The organism is Streptomyces sp. NPDC059524, from assembly GCF_042749255.1.
In the GTDB taxonomy this organism is placed as follows: domain Bacteria; phylum Actinomycetota; class Actinomycetes; order Streptomycetales; family Streptomycetaceae; genus Streptomyces; species Streptomyces xanthii.
Window position 1 is genome coordinate 1 of sequence record NZ_JBHYTK010000161.1, and the last position, 18,316, is coordinate 18,316.

Sequence of the window (18,316 nt, forward strand, 5' to 3'; positions counted from 1 at the left end):
CCCCGCGGGGGGGGCGGGGGGCGCCCCGGCGGGCCCCCCCCCCCCCCCCCCCCGGCGCCCGGCGGGTCCCCCCCCGCGGGGGGTGTGGGGGGTTGGCCCGCCGGGTATTGCGGCTATCTCCGCCCGGTCGCGGACCGTGAGCTCCAGGCCCTCGTCCTGCGCCGCACGCGCGGCCGCGGCCCAGGCACGGGCCGCCACGGGACCACCCGTGGCCGCCGAGAGCCGCCGGGCCTCCGCGACCAGGGACGCGGCGTCCCGCGGCCCCGCGTCCGCCGGAGAGGCCGGCGCCACCGGCACGGCGACCGACGGGCGGGCGACGCGCACGCCCAGCGGGAGCCGCTCCACGAGCGGCCGCTGGTCCATGCGCTCGCGCACCCGCCGGCTCACCACGTCCGTGCCGTTGCGCGCGTCGAAGCGGGCGGCGACCGCCAGCGCCTCCCCGCGCGCGTGCACGGCGAGTTCGGCCGCGGTCCAGTCGCGCCCGGCCGGCCCCGGCACCCGCTGCTCGCCCAGGCCCAGCCCGACCAGCCGGTCCATGACCAGCGCCGTCACCGCGAGGAAGTTCTTCAGGCCCTGCGGGTCGCCGCTGTCCGTGAAGTACGCGGGCCGCTCCGCGAGCAGCTCCAGGGCGCGCGCCTCGTTGCCCGTCAGGGCGCAGAACTCGACGTGCGACGCGAACGCGCCCCGCATCGACTCCATCTGCCGCACCAGGCGCAGCCCCCGCAGGTGGTTGGCCCGCGCCTCCTCCGGACGCCCCAGACGCAGCAGCGGCAGCAGCGACGAGGCCAGCGCGGCGTGCGGCTCATGGGCGCACGTCAGCTCGCCGGCCAGGACGGGACCCCACAGTTCGAGGGCCCGCTCGTCGTGGCGCAGGTCCGCCTGACGGGCCCCCTGGCCGTTCAGCTCACAGGCGTGGCAGTCGGCCTTGTCGTCACGGTCCGCCGCCAGCCACGCGTCGTACGCCCGCGTGGCCCGCTCCTCGTCGCCCAGGTGGTCGGCCACGTAGAACTCGCTCATACGGACGGCCCGTTCGGAATGGCCCGCCACCTTGTAGCGGTGCTCCATCTCGCCGAGCCACTTCTCAATGGAGGCGAGCGGGATGTGCGGCTGGTTCAGCATCCCGTTCGTCATCCACTTGAAGACCCAGTGCAGCGAGTGCGTCTCGTAGGCGTCGAAGTCCTCGGGGTGCTCGTCCCACATGCGCAGCAGACGCGCGAAGGGGACGAACATCTTGTCCTTCTCGGAGCTGTAGTTGTACATCTGCAGCTGGTGGCTGAGCGCCTCGATCACCCCGAGGGCGACACCGAGCCGCTCCGCCTCGGCGAGCAGCGCCTCCGCGCGGGCGCCCCGCGCGGGACCCTCGGGCCGCGCCGCGTTCTCCGCCATCGCGTGCCGCAGGGCGTCCAGATCCATGGTCTCGCTCATCGGGGGTCCTTTCCGGTGCCGGGGTGCGTGGCCCACTCGAGGAGGCCGATGAACGAACGGTTGAGGAGCGCCGAGTCGGCGGGGCGCAGCGGGCGCTGCGCCATCAGCAGCGCCTGCCCGTACAGGGCCTCCGCCGCCGTGCCGATCAGCTCCGGGTCGTCGAGCGAACTGACCCTGCGGATCAGCGGGTTGAGGTGATTGAGCACCAGACGCGCGCGGGGCGCGCTGCCGCGCAGCGAGCCGAGAATGCCCGCCCACAGGTCGTCGGCCTGGGCCTCCGCCTCCGCGCGGGCCTGCTCGTGCCGGGCCGCACGGTCGTCCAGATGCAGCGCCGGCACCGTCAGCGGATGGAAGGCCCGCAGGGCCACGTCGCAGCCCAGCGGGTCGAGCTTGGCCCGTGCGGCCGCGAGGAAGCCCGCCAGAGCCAGCTCCTCCGCCGGGTCCATGGCGTCGAGATGCGCGGTGACCGTCTCCGCGTCCAGCTCCGCGACCGCCGTGCCGGGACGCACGGACGGCAGCGCCTCCACCAGATCGGCGTCATACGTGTAACCGCCGTTGACCACCCCGATGCCCTGCGCCGACGCGATCGGAGCCACCTGCCGGTACTCCTCCACGGTGCGCGTGAAGTGCACGACCGGGTGGCGCTGCGCGAACTCCTCCAGGGAGAGATGCCCGTCCGTCGTCTCGAACGGCAGCCACGGAAGCATCGTCCGCAGCATCTCCTTGTCGTGCCGCGCCAGGGACTTGACCCCCAGGTGATGCACGGACAGGAAGGCCGACAGCCGCTCCGGAGAACCCGCCGCGAGCGAGGTCAGCCACTCCCGGATGCGCTCGCCCAGGGCCTCCCGCACGGCGGCCAGCGTCTCGTCGTCGTACAGCGACTCGCGCGACGCCGTCGGGCGCAGACTGTCCGTGTCGATGACGCAGCGCACGAAGAACGCCCAGTCGGGCAGCAGCTGATCGGCGCGCTCGGTGAGCAGCATGCCCTTCAGGTGCACCCGGTGGCTCGCGCGCTGCGCCGGACTGACCGCCTGCGGCAGCACGTGCGCCACGCCCCGGACCCCCGCGAGCGGCACGTCCAGGTCGATCGAGTCCAGCGGCGTGAAGCCGAACACGTCGCGGCAGTGGCCCGCCAGGGCGACCCGGCGGGCGGCCGGACTCGCGTGCTCGCGGTCCCACACGGCCGGAAGGTCCGTCACGGCCGTCTCGCCCACCCGCACGTCGTACGGCAGCAGTGAGCCGAAGTCCCGGGCCAGGGACAGCACCCGCTCCTCGTCCAGCCATTCCGCCGCGCCCGCGCGGGCCTCCAGGTGCACCGTCGTGCCCGGCTCGGGACGCGCCTCGTCCGGCAGCGTGCGCACCGTGTAGGAGCCGTCGTCCCGGGCGGTCCACTCGACCGGCGGGGCATCCGGAGTGCGTGCGCTGCGGCTCACCACACGGATGCGCTCGGCGACCACGAAGCACGCGAGCAGCCCGATGCCGAACTGCCCCAGGAACTCCGCGCGGGCCGACTCCAGGCCGTCGTCGCGCTTGGAGCTGCGGCCGATCGTCGCCAGCAGACTGTGCACGTCCGCCTCGGACAGACCGATGCCGGAGTCCTCCACGCGCAGCGCCCCGGACCCGGCGAACAGGCGCACGGTGGCGGGGGAGCCGGGCTGCTCGGCGCGGCGGGCGGTGATCGCGTCCACCGCGTTCTGCAGCAGTTCGCGCAGGTAGACCTTGGGGCTGGAGTACAGGTGATGGGAGAGGAGGTCGACGAGACCACGCAGGTCGACCTGGAAGGTGTGCGGCGCCTGCGCGCCCGGGGACGTCTGTGAACTCTGTGAAGTCTGGGAATCCATCGTCGCTGCGCCGGTGGGGGGACGGGCGACGGCGCGGGTCGGGCGGCACCACGGGAGGTGACCGCGATCAGGGGCCGGAGCCGGTCATCCTAGGTCCGGCGAGCCGCTCGTGACCAGCGGGTTCCTCGCGGGCACCGGCGGTGGTCGGTGAATGTCAGTGGCGTGGTGTGCAATGGATCTCGTGCCCGCGCTCGAAGAACCGCTGAAGAAAGCGCTCGGTCCCGCCACCGCGAAGGTGATGGCCGAGCACCTAGGCCTGCACACCGTCGGTGACCTGCTGCACCACTACCCGCGCAGATACGCCGAGCGCGGCGAGCTCACCCGCCTCGCCGACCTGCCGCTCGACGAGCACGTCACCGTCGTCGCCCAGGTCGCGACCGCCCGCGTCCTGAAGTTCAACGGCGGCAGCGGACAGCGCCTAGAGGTCACCATCACCGACGGCAGCGGCCAGCTCCAGCTCGTCTTCTTCGGCCGCGGCATCCACAAGCCGCACAAGGACCTGCTCCCGGGCACGCGCGCGATGTTCGCCGGCAAGGTCGGCGTCTTCAACCGCAAGATGCAGCTGGCCCACCCGGCCTACCAGCTGCTGCAGGCCGACTCCTCGCAGGAGGCGGCCGAGGCCGTCGGCTCCTGGGCCGGCGCCCTCCTGCCGATCTACCCGGCCACCGCCAAGCTGGAGTCCTGGAAGATCGCCAAGGCGGTCGACCTCGTCCTGCCCAGCGCCCAGGAGGCCCTCGACCCGCTCCCGGAGTCCCTGCGCGAGGGCCGCGGCCTGGTCCCGCTCACCGAGGCGCTCCTCAAGATCCACCGGCCGCACACCAAGGCCGACATCGCGGACGCCCGCGCCCGCCTCAAGTGGGACGAGGCGTTCGTCCTCCAAGTCGCCCTCGCCCGGCGCCGGTTCGCCGACACCCAGCTCAGCGCCGTCGCGCGCGTACCGAAGCCGGACGGACTGCTCACCGCGTTCGACGCGAAGCTCCCCTTCACCCTCACCGAGGGCCAGCAGAAGGTCTCGCGCGAGATCTTCGACGACCTGGCCACCGAGCACCCGATGCACCGCCTCCTCCAGGGCGAAGTCGGCTCCGGCAAGACGATGGTCGCCCTGCGCGCCATGCTCGCCGTCGTCGACGCGGGCGGGCAGGCGGCCATGCTCGCGCCCACCGAGGTCCTCGCCCAGCAGCACCACCGGTCCGTCACCGAGATGATGGGCGAGCTCGCCGAGGGCGGCATGCTCGGCGGGGTCGAGCACTCCACCAAGGTCGTCCTCCTCACCGGCTCCATGGGCGCCGCCGCCCGCCGCAAGGCGCTGCTCGACCTGACCACCGGCGAGGCCGGCATCGTCATCGGCACGCACGCCCTGATCGAGGACAAGGTCCAGTTCCACGACCTCGGCCTCGTCGTCGTCGACGAGCAGCACCGCTTCGGCGTGGAGCAGCGCGACGCCCTGCGCTCCAAGGGCAAGCAGCCCCCGCACCTGCTCGTCATGACGGCCACACCGATCCCGCGCACGGTCGCCATGACCGTCTTCGGTGACCTGGAGACCTCCGTCCTCGACCAGCTGCCGGCCGGGCGCTCACCGATCGCCAGCCACGTCGTGCCCGCCGCCGACAAGCCCCACTTCCTCACGCGCGCGTGGGAGCGCGTGCGCGAGGAGGTGGGCAACGGGCACCAGGCCTATGTCGTCTGCCCCCGCATCGGCGACGACGAGGACGAGAAGCCCAAGAAGGGCAAGGCCGCCAAGAAGTCCCCCGAGGACGAGGCCGAGAAGCGGCCGCCGCTCGCCGTCCTGGAGGTGGCCGAGCAGCTCGCGCGCGGGCCGCTCCAGGGGCTCACGGTCGAGGTCCTGCACGGCCGGATGCAGCCCGACGACAAGGACGCGGTGATGCGCCGCTTCGCCGCGGGCGAGACCGACGTCCTCGTCGCGACGACCGTCATCGAGGTGGGGGTGAACGTGCCGAACGCGACAGCGATGGTGATCATGGACGCAGACCGCTTCGGCGTCTCCCAGCTCCACCAGCTGCGCGGCCGCGTCGGCCGCGGCTCGGCGGCCGGCCTGTGCCTCCTGGTCACCGAGATGCCCGAGGCCAGCCCCGCGCGCGCCCGCCTCGGCGCGGTGGCCGCCACGCTCGACGGCTTCGAGCTGTCCCGGATCGACCTGGAGCAGCGCCGCGAGGGCGACGTCCTCGGCCAGGCCCAGTCCGGCGTCCGCTCGTCCCTGCGGATGCTCGCCGTCATCGAGGACGAGGAGATCATCGCCGAGGCCCGCGAGGAGGCGACCAAGGTGGTCACCGCGGACCCGGACCTCGACCACCTGCCCGGACTGCGCACCGCCCTGGACGCCCTCCTGGACGAGGAGCGGGAGCAGTACCTCGACAAGGGCTGAGACACTGGGTGACACCACCCATCCCCGCATCCCGAAGGGCCGAGGAACGAGATGACCCGCGTGATCGCCGGACGCGCCGGCGGACGCCGCCTGGCCGTGCCGCCGGGCAACGGCACCCGCCCCACCTCCGACCGCGCGCGCGAGGGCCTCTTCTCCACCTGGCAGGCCCTGCTCGGCACCCTCGACGGCACCCGCGTCGCCGACCTGTACGCGGGCTCGGGAGCCGTCGGCCTGGAGGCGCTCTCCCGGGGCTCGGCCCACGCTCTCCTCGTGGAGGCCGACGCCCGCGCGGCCCGCACGATCCGGGAGAACATCAAGGCGCTCGGTCTGCCCGGCGCGGAAGCGCGTACCGGCAAGGCGGAGCAGATCGTCGCGGGCCCGGCCCCCGCCACCCCCTACGACCTGGTCTTTCTCGACCCGCCGTACGCGGTCTCGGACGACGATCTTCGCGAGATCCTGCTCACACTCCGCACTCAGGGCTGGCTCACGGACGATGCGCTCGTCACCGTTGAACGCAGTACGAGAGGCGGCGACTTCCGCTGGCCGGACGGCTTCGAGGCACTGAGGTCCCGGCGTTACGGCGAGGGAACGTTTTGGTACGGTCGCGCCGCCTTGACCACCACCCTCACGTGCGACGACGCACGATGACCGGACCGGAGAGCGAGGGACTTCCCGTGCGCCGCGCAGTCTGTCCCGGGTCGTTCGACCCCATCACCAACGGCCACCTCGACATCATCGCCCGAGCCTCCAAGCTGTACGACGTCGTGCACGTCGCGGTGATGATCAACCAGTCGAAGAAGGGCCTCTTCGCCGTCGAGGAGCGGATCGAGCTGATCCGCGAGGTCACCGCGGAGTTCGGCAACGTCGAGGTGGAGGCCTTCCACGGCCTGCTCGTCGACTTCTGCAAGCAGCGCGACATCCCGGCCATCGTGAAGGGCCTGCGCGCCGTCAGCGACTTCGACTACGAGCTGCAGATGGCCCAGATGAACAACGGCCTCTCGGGCGTCGAGACCCTGTTCGTCCCCACCAACCCCACCTACAGCTTCCTGTCCTCCTCGCTGGTCAAGGAGGTCGCGGCCTGGGGCGGCGACGTGTCCCACCTGGTCCCGCCGGTCGTGCACGAGGCGTTGACCGAGCGCCTCCCCAAGAAGTGACACGCACGCACCAGTTGGGCATACAGTCGTCCCGTCCGTCTCCAACACCCCTCACAGCCCTGTGAGCAGACGAGAGAGTGGCGAGCACACGGTGGACGTCCAGAAGAAGCTCGACGAGATCGTCGCCGCGGTCGGCAGCGCCCGGTCCATGCCCATGTCGGCCTCGTGCGTGGTCAACCGCGCCGACCTGCTCTCGATGCTCGACGAGGTGCGCCAGGCGCTGCCCGGCTCCCTCGCCCAGGCCCAGGAGCTGATCGGCGGGCGCGAGCAGATGGTCGAGCAGGCCCGCGCCGAGGCCGAGCGGATCATCGAGACCGCGCACGCCGAGCGCGGCACCCTGATCGCCGACACGGAGATCGCCCGCCGCTCCCAGGACGAGGCCGACCGCATCCTGGCCGAGGCCCGCCAGGAGGCGGAGGAGGTCCGCGCGGAGGCCGACGACTACGTCGACTCCAAGCTCGCCAACTTCGAGGTCGTCCTCAACAAGACGCTCGGCTCGGTCGGCCGCGGCCGCGAGAAGCTGCTCGGCACGGGCCCCGGCACGGACGAGCACGGCTACGAGGACGAGGACGCCCCCGAGCGCAGCCAGGACCCCGAGACCCTGCGCCGCGACGCCGACTCCTACGTGGACGCCAAGCTCGGCGCCTTCGAGGCGGTGCTCGCCAAGACGCTGGAGGCCGTCGGCAAGGGCCGCCAGAAGCTGCACGGCCGGATCGCCAGCGACGACCTCGGCGCGCTGACGCTCGACGGCGAGGGCGGCGCGCAGGCGCACACCAGCGACGCCGACTACCTCGCGGGCCTCGCCGAGATCGGCGCCCAGGAGCCGCGGCAGCCCGAGACCCCGCAGATCCCGGCCCAGCAGCCCGTCGCCGCGTACGCGCAGCAGCCGGACCCCTACGCCTACCAGCAGCAGGGCTACGGGCAGCAGGACGCCTACGCCGGGTACCCGCAGCAGCCGCAGCCGGATCCGTACGGATACCAGCAGCAGGATCCGTACGCGGCGCAGCAGGAGCAGTACCAGCAGTACGGGTACCAGCAGCAGCCGGAGCAGCCGCAGGCGGCCGGCGGGCAGCAGGACCAGGGCGGGGTGCTCGACGAGACCAGCCTCTTCGACACCAGCATGATCAACATGGATCAGGTGCGGGAGTACGAGCGCCAGTACGAACAGGGCCGCTGACCGGCCGCGACCGGGGCCCCCGGGGCCGGATTGGGCCGAGAGCGGATGGTCCAGTATCCTGGCTGTTCGGTCGCGCGTACACGTGCGTCCTGAGCTGCCCGGAAGGATCTCGGCGGCGCTTCACGAGCTTCGAAGAACGAAAGCAGGACCAGCCCTGAACACCCGCCTCGACCACCGCAATCCTCTCGTGTTCGACACACACGAGCTGGGTCGGCGTCCTGGTGCCATGCAGCGGCTGTCCCGCACGATCGGCGCTCCCAAGGACCTCGGTATCCAGGGAGTCATCGAGGTGCCGGAAGGCGCCCCGGTGGAGCTCGACCTCCGCCTCGAGTCGGTCATGGAAGGGGTGCTTGTCACAGGCACCGCCCGTGCATCGGCCAAGGGGGAGTGCGTAAGGTGTCTGGAGCCGCTCGACCAAGAGGTCGACGCGGACTTCCAGGAGATGTTCTCGTACCCTGACGCCGACGACCGGGGCCGTCCCAAGGACGACGCCGGCGACGACGCCGAGGACGACGAGGACAGGCTCTTTCTCGAGGACGGCCTGTTCGACCTCGAGCCTGTGCTGCGTGATGCGGTGGTGCTCGCACTGCCGATGCAGCCGGTGTGCCAGGAAGACTGTGAGGGTCTGTGCTCCGAATGCGGAGTGCGTCTCGCGGACGACCCGGACCACCACCACGACGCCGTCGACATCCGTTGGGCGGCTTTGCAGGGACTCGCTGGCACCATCCAGGACGGCGAGAAGGACGAGATGAGCGGCGCCGAAGCGGAAGCGGGCGTCGACGAGAAGCAGGAGAAGTAGCCGTGGCTGTTCCGAAGCGGAAGATGTCGCGCAGCAACACGCGCCACCGCCGGTCGCAGTGGAAGGCTGCGGTCCCCACCCTGGTTTCGTGTGAGCGTTGCCAGGAGCCCAAGCTGCAGCACATCGCGTGCCCCGCTTGCGGTACCTACAACAAGCGCCAGGTCCTCGAGGTCTGAGCGGCTGGTGAGAGGCACAGTGTCGAGCCCCAAGAAGGCGGATGACGCCAAGAAAAAGGTGGACACGACAGCCTCGTCCCACACGCTTCTGGAAGGGCGGCTCGGGTACAAGCTCGAGTCCGCCCTTCTGGTGCGTGCGCTGACGCATCGCTCGTACGCGTACGAGAACGGTGGCCTGCCCACGAACGAGCGGCTGGAGTTCCTCGGGGACTCCGTGCTCGGTCTCGTGGTCACGGACACCCTCTACCGCACCCACCCCGACCTGCCTGAAGGCCAGCTGGCCAAGCTGCGGGCCGCGGTGGTCAATTCGCGTGCGCTTGCGGAGGTCAGCCGCGGGCTCGACCTGGGCTCCTTCATCCGGCTCGGCCGGGGCGAAGAGGGCACGGGCGGCCGGGACAAGGCGTCCATCCTCGCCGACACCCTTGAAGCGGTGATCGGCGCGGTCTACCTGGACCAGGGTCTGGACGCGGCCGGTGAGCTCGTTCACCGACTGTTCGACCCGTTGATCGAGAAGTCCTCGAATCTGGGTGCCGGCCTGGACTGGAAGACCAGTCTCCAGGAACTCACGGCGACCGAAGGACTCGGTGTCCCCGAGTACCTGGTCTCCGAGACCGGCCCGGACCACGAGAAGACCTTCACTGCTGCCGCCCGCGTCGGAGGCGTCTCGTACGGCACCGGCACCGGCCGCAGCAAGAAGGAAGCGGAGCAGCAGGCTGCCGAGTCCGCGTGGCGTGCGATTCGCGCCGCCGCGGACGAGCGGGCCAAGGCCGCCGAGGCGGAGACCGCCGCCGGCGCCTAGTCCGCCGCTTCCTCACGCCTGCCCTGTCGGCTCACCGCCGGTGGGGCAGGCGTCTTTGATCGTGAACCCCTCCGGAGGAATCCCGTGCCCGAGCTGCCCGAAGTCGAGGTCGTACGGCGCGGCCTGGCCCGCTGGGTGGCCCAGCGCACCGTCGAGGACGCCGAGGTGCTGCACCCGCGCGCGGTGCGCCGCCATGTCGCCGGCGGCGAGGACTTCGCGCATCGCCTCAAGGGGCAGCGGATCGGTGAGCCGATGCGCCGGGGCAAGTACCTCTGGCTCCCCCTGGACACCACCCACACCTCGGTCCTCGCCCACCTCGGGATGAGCGGCCAGCTCCTGGTGCAGCCGCACGACGCCCAGGACGAGAAGCACCTGCGGGTGCGGATCCGGTTCGCCGACGACCTCGGCACGGAGCTGCGCTTCGTCGACCAACGCACCTTCGGCGGCCTCTCGTTGCACGAGAACACCCCCGACGGGCTGCCCGACGTCATCGCGCACATCGCCCGCGACCCGCTCGACCCGCTGTTCGACGACGCCGCCTTCCACACCGCGCTGCGCGCCAAGCGCACCACGCTCAAGCGCGCCCTGCTCGACCAGTCACTGATCAGCGGCGTCGGCAACATCTACGCCGACGAGGCGCTGTGGCGCGCGAAGCTGCACTACGAGCGCCCCACGGCCACGCTCACGCGCCCGCGCACCGCCGAACTCCTCGGCCACGTACGGGACGTGATGAACGCGGCGCTCGCGGTCGGCGGCACGAGTTTCGACGCGCTCTACGTCAACGTCAACGGGGAGTCGGGCTACTTCGACCGGTCCCTGGACGCGTACGGACGCGAGGGTCTGCCGTGCCGGCGGTGCGGCACCCCGATGCGCCGCCGCCCCTGGATGAACCGGTCCAGCTACTACTGCCCGCGCTGCCAGCGGCCGCCGCGGGTCACCGCGTAGGACTCACCCGGCGAGGGGCTCAGTAACCGAAGTCCTGCGTCCACCACGGGCCGCCCGCGCCGAAGTGGACGCCGACGCCGATGGTCTTGAAGTCGCAGTTCAGGATGTTCGCCTTGTGCCCGGCGCTGTTCATCCACGCGTCCATCACGGACTGCGCGTTGGCCTGGCCGCGGGCGATGTTCTCGCCGCCGAGGCCGGTGATGCCGGCCTCCTCGGCGCGGTCCCACGGCGTCGCGCCGTCCGGATCCGTGTGGTCGAAGAAGTCCCGCGCGGCCATGTCGGCGCTGAAGTCCGAGGCCAGCGCGGCGAGACCGCTGTCCGCCGTGACGGGAGAGCAGCCGACCTTGGCGCGCTCCTGGTTGACGAGCGTCACGACCTCCGCCGCGGCCGAGGGCACGGCGGTCTTCGAGGGAGCCGGGACGGCGGGCGCCGCGGTCCTGCGCTCCGGGGCGGACGTCGACGGGCTCGCGCTCTTCGTCGAGGGCGCGGCGGATGGCGTCCGCGACGGCTCCGCCTTCTTCGACGGAGTGCGGGACGGCGTCGGCGACGCGCTCTTGGACGGCGCGGACGGGGAGGGCGCCGCCTTCGACGGGGTCGCGCGCTCGGTGTCCCGGCTCGCGGAGGACGGCGAGCGCTCCACGAGCGCGCCGTCCGTGCCGCCCTGCGCCTCCACGCTGGGGGAGGAGCCCGCGGCCCGCACCTTGTTGCCGCCGTGCTCGCCGCCGAGCTGGAGGCTGTCGGTGCCCGGTATCAGTCCCGAGGCCACCGCTACGGCGCCCAGGGCGACGGCGGCGGAGACGCCGAGCAGGCCGGCACGGACCGGGACGGCGCGCTTGCGGCGGTGGTGCACGCGGGCACCCTCGGCCGCCGCGGCGGCCGGAGCCTCGCCGCCGAAGGCCTCGGGGTCGTCGAACGGAGCGTAAAGAGGGTGTGCGGGGGAACCTTCGGCGCCGTGCACGCCACCGGGAGAGCCCGGGCGGTCGGTGCCGTACGTGCCGGGGGTGGTCTCCGCGGCGCGGCCCGTGGCGGCGCGTCCGGCGGCGGAGCGTCGGTGGCGTCCCATGTGCTGGCCTTCCTCGTCCTCGCGGTCGTCCATGTTCCTCACCCGTACGAGTGAGTCTCATCGGTCCGCGACGGTACCCCAGAACACCAGGGGGTGAGGTGCTCCGAGTGCATTTGGCCGGTTAGCGTGCAGCCATGAACGAACACGTACGACTCACCGCGTGGGTGCGAGGACGCGTCCAACGTGTGGGTTTTCGCTGGTTCACCAGGGCGCGCGCCCTGGAGATCGGCGGTCTGAGTGGTTTTGCTCTCAATTTGGACGACGGACGGGTCCAGGTGGTCGCCGAGGGGCCGCGGGCGGCCTGTCAGCAGCTCCTCGACTGGCTCCACGACGGCGACACTCCCGGCCGGGTCGAGGGTGTGACTGAGATCTGGGACACGCCGCGCGGGGGGTACGAGGGGTTCGCGATCCGCTGACGGTCACCGCGAGCGGCGCCCCGCGCACCCGCCGTGCGCATGCCCCGGGCAACGGCTCCGAGGGAAAAGCCCCTGGTGGTTGCCAAGAAGAGGGACTCGTGGCAGGCTCCGGGAGTACGGATGATCTCCACGCCCCGAGGGCCCCGACGGTCAGGCCGCGCCGCACGTTCTCCGGCGCGAAGCCCCCGGGATGCCCGCGAATACGGGGCGTGATCGTGTTGACCGTCAAACTTTTTGGTGAGACTCTGGAAGCCCCGCGCACCTTAGCTGTTTGGCATGTGAGAACGGCAGCACGACAAGAAGTGCCAAGCACCGCGGGTGCGATTCCCTCACGACCCACACCGATTCGGTCGGTCACTCAGTGTGGAGGACCATCCATCATGGCAAAGGCGCTTCTCGGTTACGTCGGCGGCAGCGACCCGCGACTCCTCGCCGAGATGCGACGGCTCCAGCAGCGTGTACAGGACCTGGAATCCGAGCTTGTCCGGATCCAGGCCGAGAACGACGCGCTCGCGGCTGCCACCGCTTCTCACGACTCTCTCATCGAGGGCATCGACGTACCCCAGGCGGAGCCTGCGCTCACCTGACCACATCACGCCGTACGTGGTCGGGCTGCTCGTATCAGCCGCTGACAGATACGCACCAGAGATAGGTACCAGAGATACGCAAGGGGCGCCCCGGCGTCCCTTCTTTCTTCCCCCGTCCCCCTCTCGCGAGGCCGCGAGACGTTCTTAACGTCTGGTGTGCCCTGCGCCCTCCCGGGTGAAACCGTGGGTTCATGGAGTGAGACAGGGGCGCCCGGTAGAGTCCGACGGCGTGCACCTCAAGGCTTTGACCCTGCGCGGGTTCAAATCGTTCGCCTCGGCCACCACTCTGCGGTTCGAGCCGGGCATCACCTGCGTCGTGGGACCCAACGGCTCGGGCAAGTCCAATGTCGTGGACGCCCTGAGCTGGGTCATGGGCGAGCAGGGCGCCAAGTCCCTGCGCGGCGGCAAGATGGAGGACGTCATCTTCGCCGGCACCACGGGCCGCCCGCCGCTGGGCCGCGCCGAGGTGTCGCTGACCATCGACAACTCCGACGGGGCGCTCCCCATCGAGTACGCCGAGGTCACCATCACGCGGATCATGTTCCGCAACGGCGGCAGCGAGTACCAGATCAACGGGGACACCTGCCGGCTCCTCGACATCCAGGACCTGCTCTCCGACTCCGGCATCGGCCGCGAGATGCACGTCATCGTCGGCCAGGGCCAGCTCGACTCCGTCCTGCACGCCGACCCCATGGGCCGCCGCGCCTTCATCGAGGAGGCGGCCGGCGTCCTCAAGCACCGCAAGCGCAAGGAGAAGGCGCTGCGGAAGCTGGACGCGATGCAGGCCAATCTCGCGCGCGTGCAGGACCTCACCGACGAACTGCGCCGCCAGCTCAAGCCGCTGGGCCGGCAGGCCGCCGTAGCCCGACGCGCCGCTGTCATCCAGGCCGACCTGCGCGACGCCCGCCTGCGCCTGCTCGCCGACGACCTCGTACGGATGCGACAGGCGCTCAGCGCCGAGATCGCCGACGAGGCCGAGCTGAAGCGGCGCAAGGACGCGGCCGAGGAGGAGCTGAAGAAGGCACTCCAGCGCGAGGGGCATCTGGAGGACGAGGTGCGGCAGCTGACGCCCCGCCTCCAGCGCGCCCAGCAGAGCTGGTACGAACTGTCGCAACTGGCCGAGCGGGTGCGCGGCACCGTCTCCCTCGCCGACGCGCGCGTGAAGAGCGCGACCTCCGTCCCGGCCGAGGAGCGGCGCGGCCGCGATCCCGAGGACCTCGAACGCGAGGCCGCGCGCGTGCGCGAGCAGGAGGCCGAGCTGGAGGCCGCCCTCGAAGCCGCGCAGACCGCGCTCGACGAGACGATCGCCCACCGCGCCGAACTCGAGCGCGAACTGGCCGTCGAGGAGCGCCGCCTCAAGGACGCCGCCCGCGCCATCGCCGACCGCCGCGAGGGACTCGCCCGGCTCCAGGGCCAGGTCAATGCCGCCCGCGGCCGGGCCGCCTCCGCGCAGGCCGAGATCGACCGGCTGGCGTCCGCCCGCGACGAGGCCGAACAGCGGGCGGTCACCGCGCAGGAGGAGTACGAGGAGCTCAAGGCCGAGGTCGACGGGCTCGACGCCGGTGACGCGGAGCTCACCGACCGGCACGAGGCGGCCCGGGCCGCGCTCGCCGAGGCCGAGGCCGCGTTCGGCGCCGCGCGCGAGGCCCTCACCGCCGCCGAGCGCGGCCGCGCCGCCACCGCCGCCCGCCACGAGGCGCTCGCGCTCGGACTGCGCCGCAAGGACGGCACCGGAGCCCTGCTCGGCGCCCGCGACCGGCTCACCGGACTGCTCGGGCCCGCCGCCGAACTGCTCACCGTGACGCCCGGCCACGAGGTCGCGATCGCCGCCGCGTTCGGCGCCGCCGCCGACGCGATCGCCGTGGCCACCCCCGCGGCCGCCGCCGAGGCCATGCGGCTGCTGCGCAAGCAGGACGCGGGACGCGCGGCCCTGCTGCTCGCCTCCGAAGCCGGCCCGGAGCCCGCCGCCCCGGCGCCCGACGGCACGACGTACGCGGCCGAACTGGTGCGGGGCCCCGCCGAGTTGATGCCCGCCGTGCGGCACCTGCTGCGCGGGATCGTGGTCGTCGGCACGCTGGAGGACGCCGAGGACCTCGTCTACGCGCGGCCCGCACTGACCGCCGTGACCGCCGAAGGCGATCTGCTCGGCGCGCACTTCGCGCAGGGCGGGTCCGTCGGCGCGCCCAGCCTCCTCGAAGTGCAGGCGTCGGTCGACGAGGCGGCCGCCGAACTGGAGCGCCTCACCGCCGAGTGCGAGGAGCTCGCCGCCGCCCAGCGCGCCGCGGCCGAGCGCCGTACGGAATGCGCCGCGCTCGTCGAGGAGCTGGGGCAGCGGCAGCGAGCCGTGGAACGGGAACGCTCCGGGCGGGCCCAGCAGCTCGGCCGGCTCGCCGGGCAGGCCCGCGGCGCGGCGGGGGAGGCCGAGCGCAGCGCCGCCGCGGCCGCCAAGGCGCAGGACGCGCTCGACCAGGCCGTTCTGGACGCGGAGGAACTGGCCGAGCGGCTCGCCGTCGCCGAGGAGCAGCCCGCAGACGAGGAGCCCGACACCTCGGTGCGCGACCGGCTCTCGGCCGACGGGGCCAACGCGCGTCAGACCGAGATGGAGGCCCGGCTCCAGACCCGTACCCACGAGGAGCGGGTGAAGGGGCTCGCGGGGCGGGCCGACTCGCTCGACCGGGCCGCCCGCGCCGAGCGCGAGGCACGCGCGCGTGCGGAGCGGCAGCGCGCCCGGCTCCGGCACGAGGCCGCCGTCGCGTCGGCCGTCGCGTCCGGCGCCCGCCAGCTCCTCGCGCACGTCGAGGTGTCCATCGTGCGGGCGGACCAGGAGCGGGTGCTCGCCGAGCGGGCCAAGGCCGGCCGGGAGCAGGACCTCGTCGCCGAGCGGTCCCGCGGCCGTGACCTCAAGGCGGAGCTGGACAAGCTGACGGATTCGGTGCACCGCGGCGAGGTGCTGGGCGCCGAGAAGCGGCTGCGGATCGAGCAGCTGGAGACCAAGGCGCTGGAGGAGCTGGGCGTCGAACCGGCCGGGCTCGTCGCGGACTACGGGCCGGACCAGCCCGTGCCGCCCTCGCTGCCGGCCGAGGGCGAGGCTGCAGACATCAGCGGCTCCGCCGCGGGGCCCGAGGACCCGGAGCACCCGCGCAACCAGCCGCGGCCGTTCGTCCGTTCGGAGCAGGAGAAGCGGCTCAAGGCGGCCGAGCGCGCCTACCAGCAGCTGGGCAAGGTGAACCCGCTGGCGCTGGAGGAGTTCGCCGCACTGGAGGAGCGGCACAAGTTCCTCAGCGAGCAGCTGGAGGACCTGAAGAAGACACGGGCCGACCTGCTTCAGGTGGTGAAGGAGGTCGACGAGCGCGTCGAGCAGGTCTTCACCGAGGCGTACCGGGACACGGCACGCGAATTCGAGGGCGTCTTCAGCCGGCTGTTCCCGGGCGGCGACGGGCGGCTGATCCTGACCGATCCCGACAACATGCTCACCACGGGTGTGGACGTCGAGGCCCGCCCGCCGGGCAAGAAGGTCAAGCGGCTGAGCCTGCTCTCGGGCGGCGAGCGCTCGCTGACCGCCGTGGCCCTGCTCGTCTCCATCTTCAAGGCGCGGCCCAGCCCGTTCTACGTGATGGACGAGGTCGAGGCGGCCCTGGACGACACCAACCTGCAGCGGCTGATCCGCATCATGCAGGAGCTGCAGGAGGCCTCGCAGCTGATCGTCATCACCCACCAGAAGCGCACGATGGAGGTGGCCGACGCGTTGTACGGCGTCTCCATGCAGGGCGACGGCGTCTCGAAGGTCATCAGCCAGCGCCTCCGGTGAGTTCCGGCCCTGACGACCGGCCTCATCCGCCCTCACCATCGTCTTCAACTCTTGAACTCAATGCGGCTCCGCATGCCTGAAAATTCACAGCACTCGAAGTATTGACTTCGAAACTTGAAGGCATAGTCTCTGCAACGTTGCTTTTACCTTCAGGTGGTGGGCGGCGTGAAGTTGTGCGCCACTGGAAGGGCTCGCCCCCACCCCCGGCAGTGCAGCCGGTGGCCCGAGGAGTACACGTGACCGACACTGCGCCACCGAAGTCCGGAGCCCGGGAAGCGCACCCCGAGCATCTGGGCCATGTCATCTTCATCGCGGCCGCCGCCGCGATGGGCGGCTTCCTCTTCGGCTACGACAGTTCCGTGATCAACGGCGCCGTCGAGGCCATCCGCGACCGGTACGACATCGGCTCCGCCGCCCTCGCCCAGGTCATCGCCATCGCCCTGATCGGCTGTGCCATCGGCGCCGCCACCGCGGGCCGCATCGCCGACCGCATCGGCCGCATCCGCTGCATGCAGATCGCCGCCGTGCTGTTCACCATCAGCGCCGTCGGCTCCGCCCTGCCGTTCGCCCTGTGGGACCTCGCCTTCTGGCGGATCATCGGCGGCTTCGCCATCGGCATGGCCTCCGTCATCGGCCCGGCCTACATCGCCGAGGTCGCCCCGCCCGCCTACCGCGGCCGGCTCGGCTCCTTCCAGCAGGCGGCCATCGTCGTCGGCATCGCCATCTCCCAGCTCGTCAACTGGGGCCTGCTCAACGCCGCGGGCGGCGACCAGCGCGGCGAGCTCATGGGCCTGGAGGCCTGGCAGGTCATGCTCGGCGTCATGGTCGTCCCGGCGATCCTCTACGGGATGCTCTCCTTCGCCATCCCCGAGTCGCCGCGCTACCTGATCTCCGCCGGCAAGGACGAGAAGGCCCGCAAGGTCCTCGAAGAGGTCGAGGGCAAGGAGGTCGACCTCGACGCGCGCGTGGCCGAGATCGAGCACGCCATGAAGAGCGAGCACAAGTCCACGTTCAAGGACCTGCTCGGCGGGAGCTTCTTCTTCAAGCCGATCGTCTGGGTCGGCATCGGCCTCTCGGTCTTCCAGCAGTTCGTCGGCATCAACGTCGCGTTCTACTACTCCTCGACGCTGTGGCAGTCCGTCGGCGTCGACCCGACCGACTCGTTCTTCTACTCGTTCACCACGTCGATCATCAACATCGTCGGCACCGTGATCGCGATGATCTTCGTCGACCGCATCGGCCGCAAGCCGCTCGCCCTCATCGGCTCGGTCGGCATGGTCGTCGGCCTCGCCCTGGAGGCCTGGGCATTCTCCTTCGACCTGGTGGACGGCAAGCTGCCCAGCACCCAGGGCTGGGTCGCGCTGATCGCCGCCCATGTGTTCGTCCTCTTCTTCGCCCTCTCGTGGGGTGTCGTGGTCTGGGTCTTCCTCGGCGAGATGTTCCCGAACAAGATCCGCGCGGCGGCCCTCGGCGTGGCGGCCTCGGCCCAGTGGATCGCCAACTGGGCGATCACCGCGAGCTTCCCGTCGCTGGCCGACTGGAACCTTTCTGCCACCTACGTCATCTACACGGTCTTCGCCGCCCTCTCGATCCCCTTCGTGCTCAAGTTCGTGAAGGAGACCAAGGGCAAGGCACTGGAGGAGATGGGCTGACGCCCGCCCTCCCGTCGACCCGGGGGGACGGACCAAGTCCCCGCTACCGTCCCCCCGCTGCCGTCACCGCCCGCCCCCCGGCCCCCCCCAC

14 protein-coding genes and 1 pseudogene are annotated in these 18,316 nt (G+C 71.8%); 12 read left to right on the forward strand and 3 right to left on the reverse strand.

Annotated features, from left to right (window positions below; translation table 11 throughout):
* Nucleotides 1-1,425 (reverse strand): annotated as a pseudogene (locus ACFW9D_RS31895) (tetratricopeptide repeat protein); the annotation flags it as partial.
* Complete coding sequence (locus ACFW9D_RS31900; RefSeq protein ID WP_384627712.1) at nucleotides 1,422-3,266, reverse strand: HSP90 family protein; 1,845 nt, start codon at nucleotides 3,264-3,266, stop codon at nucleotides 1,422-1,424. The pseudogene ACFW9D_RS31895 and the gene ACFW9D_RS31900, both read right to left, overlap by 4 nt.
* Before the next feature lie 172 nt (nucleotides 3,267-3,438).
* Between ACFW9D_RS31900 and recG the strand changes: the two genes are divergently transcribed.
* From recG to mutM, 8 genes are all read left to right on the forward strand, one after another.
* Nucleotides 3,439-5,649 carry an ATP-dependent DNA helicase RecG gene (gene recG / locus ACFW9D_RS31905; protein ID WP_384627714.1) on the forward strand — a complete coding sequence of 737 codons (2,211 nt, stop codon included), beginning with the start codon at nucleotides 3,439-3,441 and terminating at the stop codon, nucleotides 5,647-5,649.
* A 51-nt stretch (nucleotides 5,650-5,700) separates the two neighbouring features.
* Complete coding sequence (gene rsmD / locus ACFW9D_RS31910; RefSeq protein WP_188336634.1) at nucleotides 5,701-6,297, forward strand: 16S rRNA (guanine(966)-N(2))-methyltransferase RsmD; 597 nt, start codon at nucleotides 5,701-5,703, stop codon at nucleotides 6,295-6,297.
* Nucleotides 6,298-6,323: 26 nt separating this feature from the next.
* Complete coding sequence (coaD, locus tag ACFW9D_RS31915; protein WP_188336633.1) at nucleotides 6,324-6,803, forward strand: pantetheine-phosphate adenylyltransferase; 480 nt, start codon at nucleotides 6,324-6,326, stop codon at nucleotides 6,801-6,803.
* A 91-nt stretch (nucleotides 6,804-6,894) separates the two neighbouring features.
* Nucleotides 6,895-7,980 carry an ATP synthase F0 subunit B gene (locus ACFW9D_RS31920; protein ID WP_384627730.1) on the forward strand — a complete coding sequence of 362 codons (1,086 nt, stop codon included), beginning with the start codon at nucleotides 6,895-6,897 and terminating at the stop codon, nucleotides 7,978-7,980.
* A 154-nt stretch (nucleotides 7,981-8,134) separates the two neighbouring features.
* The gene (locus ACFW9D_RS31925) at nucleotides 8,135-8,779 is read left to right on the forward strand and encodes a DUF177 domain-containing protein (protein ID WP_188341283.1); all 645 of its coding nucleotides are present in this window, start codon (nucleotides 8,135-8,137) and stop codon (nucleotides 8,777-8,779) included.
* 2 nt (nucleotides 8,780-8,781) lie between these two features.
* The gene (rpmF, locus tag ACFW9D_RS31930; RefSeq protein WP_030361955.1) at nucleotides 8,782-8,955 is read left to right on the forward strand and encodes a 50S ribosomal protein L32; all 174 of its coding nucleotides are present in this window, start codon (nucleotides 8,782-8,784) and stop codon (nucleotides 8,953-8,955) included.
* A 7-nt stretch (nucleotides 8,956-8,962) separates the two neighbouring features.
* On the forward strand, nucleotides 8,963-9,754 hold the full coding sequence (gene rnc / locus ACFW9D_RS31935; protein ID WP_188336632.1) for a ribonuclease III: 792 nt from the start codon (nucleotides 8,963-8,965) through the stop codon (nucleotides 9,752-9,754).
* Nucleotides 9,755-9,838: 84 nt separating this feature from the next.
* Nucleotides 9,839-10,699 (forward strand): bifunctional DNA-formamidopyrimidine glycosylase/DNA-(apurinic or apyrimidinic site) lyase, encoded by an 861-nt coding sequence (gene mutM, locus ACFW9D_RS31940; protein ID WP_384627719.1) that lies wholly within the window; start codon nucleotides 9,839-9,841, stop codon nucleotides 10,697-10,699.
* Between the two features lie 19 nt (nucleotides 10,700-10,718).
* Here mutM and ACFW9D_RS31945 read toward each other — a convergent pair whose 3' ends face one another.
* Nucleotides 10,719-11,795: a CAP domain-containing protein gene (locus tag ACFW9D_RS31945; protein ID WP_384627721.1), complete on the reverse strand. Its 1,077-nt coding sequence runs from the start codon at nucleotides 11,793-11,795 to the stop codon at nucleotides 10,719-10,721.
* A gap of 101 nt (nucleotides 11,796-11,896) precedes the next feature.
* On the opposite strand from ACFW9D_RS31945, the gene ACFW9D_RS31950 reads away from it, so the two are divergent.
* The 4 genes from ACFW9D_RS31950 (at nucleotide 11,897) to ACFW9D_RS31965 (ending at nucleotide 18,225) form a co-directional block, all read left to right on the forward strand.
* Nucleotides 11,897-12,178, forward strand: coding sequence for an acylphosphatase (locus ACFW9D_RS31950; protein ID WP_188336630.1), 282 nt, complete (start codon nucleotides 11,897-11,899; stop codon nucleotides 12,176-12,178).
* Between the two features lie 380 nt (nucleotides 12,179-12,558).
* The gene (locus ACFW9D_RS31955; protein WP_188336629.1) at nucleotides 12,559-12,765 is read left to right on the forward strand and encodes a hypothetical protein; all 207 of its coding nucleotides are present in this window, start codon (nucleotides 12,559-12,561) and stop codon (nucleotides 12,763-12,765) included.
* A 229-nt stretch (nucleotides 12,766-12,994) separates the two neighbouring features.
* Nucleotides 12,995-16,573: a chromosome segregation protein SMC gene (smc, locus tag ACFW9D_RS31960; protein WP_384627725.1), complete on the forward strand. Its 3,579-nt coding sequence runs from the start codon at nucleotides 12,995-12,997 to the stop codon at nucleotides 16,571-16,573.
* Between the two features lie 236 nt (nucleotides 16,574-16,809).
* Nucleotides 16,810-18,225 carry a sugar porter family MFS transporter gene (locus ACFW9D_RS31965; protein WP_384627728.1) on the forward strand — a complete coding sequence of 472 codons (1,416 nt, stop codon included), beginning with the start codon at nucleotides 16,810-16,812 and terminating at the stop codon, nucleotides 18,223-18,225.
* Nucleotides 18,226-18,316 lie beyond the last annotated feature (91 nt).

Coding starts and splice junctions, on each gene's coding strand:
- ACFW9D_RS31900 (WP_384627712.1), bottom strand. CDS start 3,266: ATGGATTCCCAGACTTCACAGAGTTCACAGACGTCCCCGGGCGCGCAG.
- recG (WP_384627714.1), top strand. CDS start 3,439: ATGGATCTCGTGCCCGCGCTCGAAGAACCGCTGAAGAAAGCGCTCGGT.
- rsmD (WP_188336634.1), top strand. CDS start 5,701: ATGACCCGCGTGATCGCCGGACGCGCCGGCGGACGCCGCCTGGCCGTG.
- ACFW9D_RS31945 (WP_384627721.1), bottom strand. CDS start 11,795: ATGGACGACCGCGAGGACGAGGAAGGCCAGCACATGGGACGCCACCGA.
- ACFW9D_RS31950 (WP_188336630.1), top strand. CDS start 11,897: ATGAACGAACACGTACGACTCACCGCGTGGGTGCGAGGACGCGTCCAA.
- ACFW9D_RS31955 (WP_188336629.1), top strand. CDS start 12,559: ATGGCAAAGGCGCTTCTCGGTTACGTCGGCGGCAGCGACCCGCGACTC.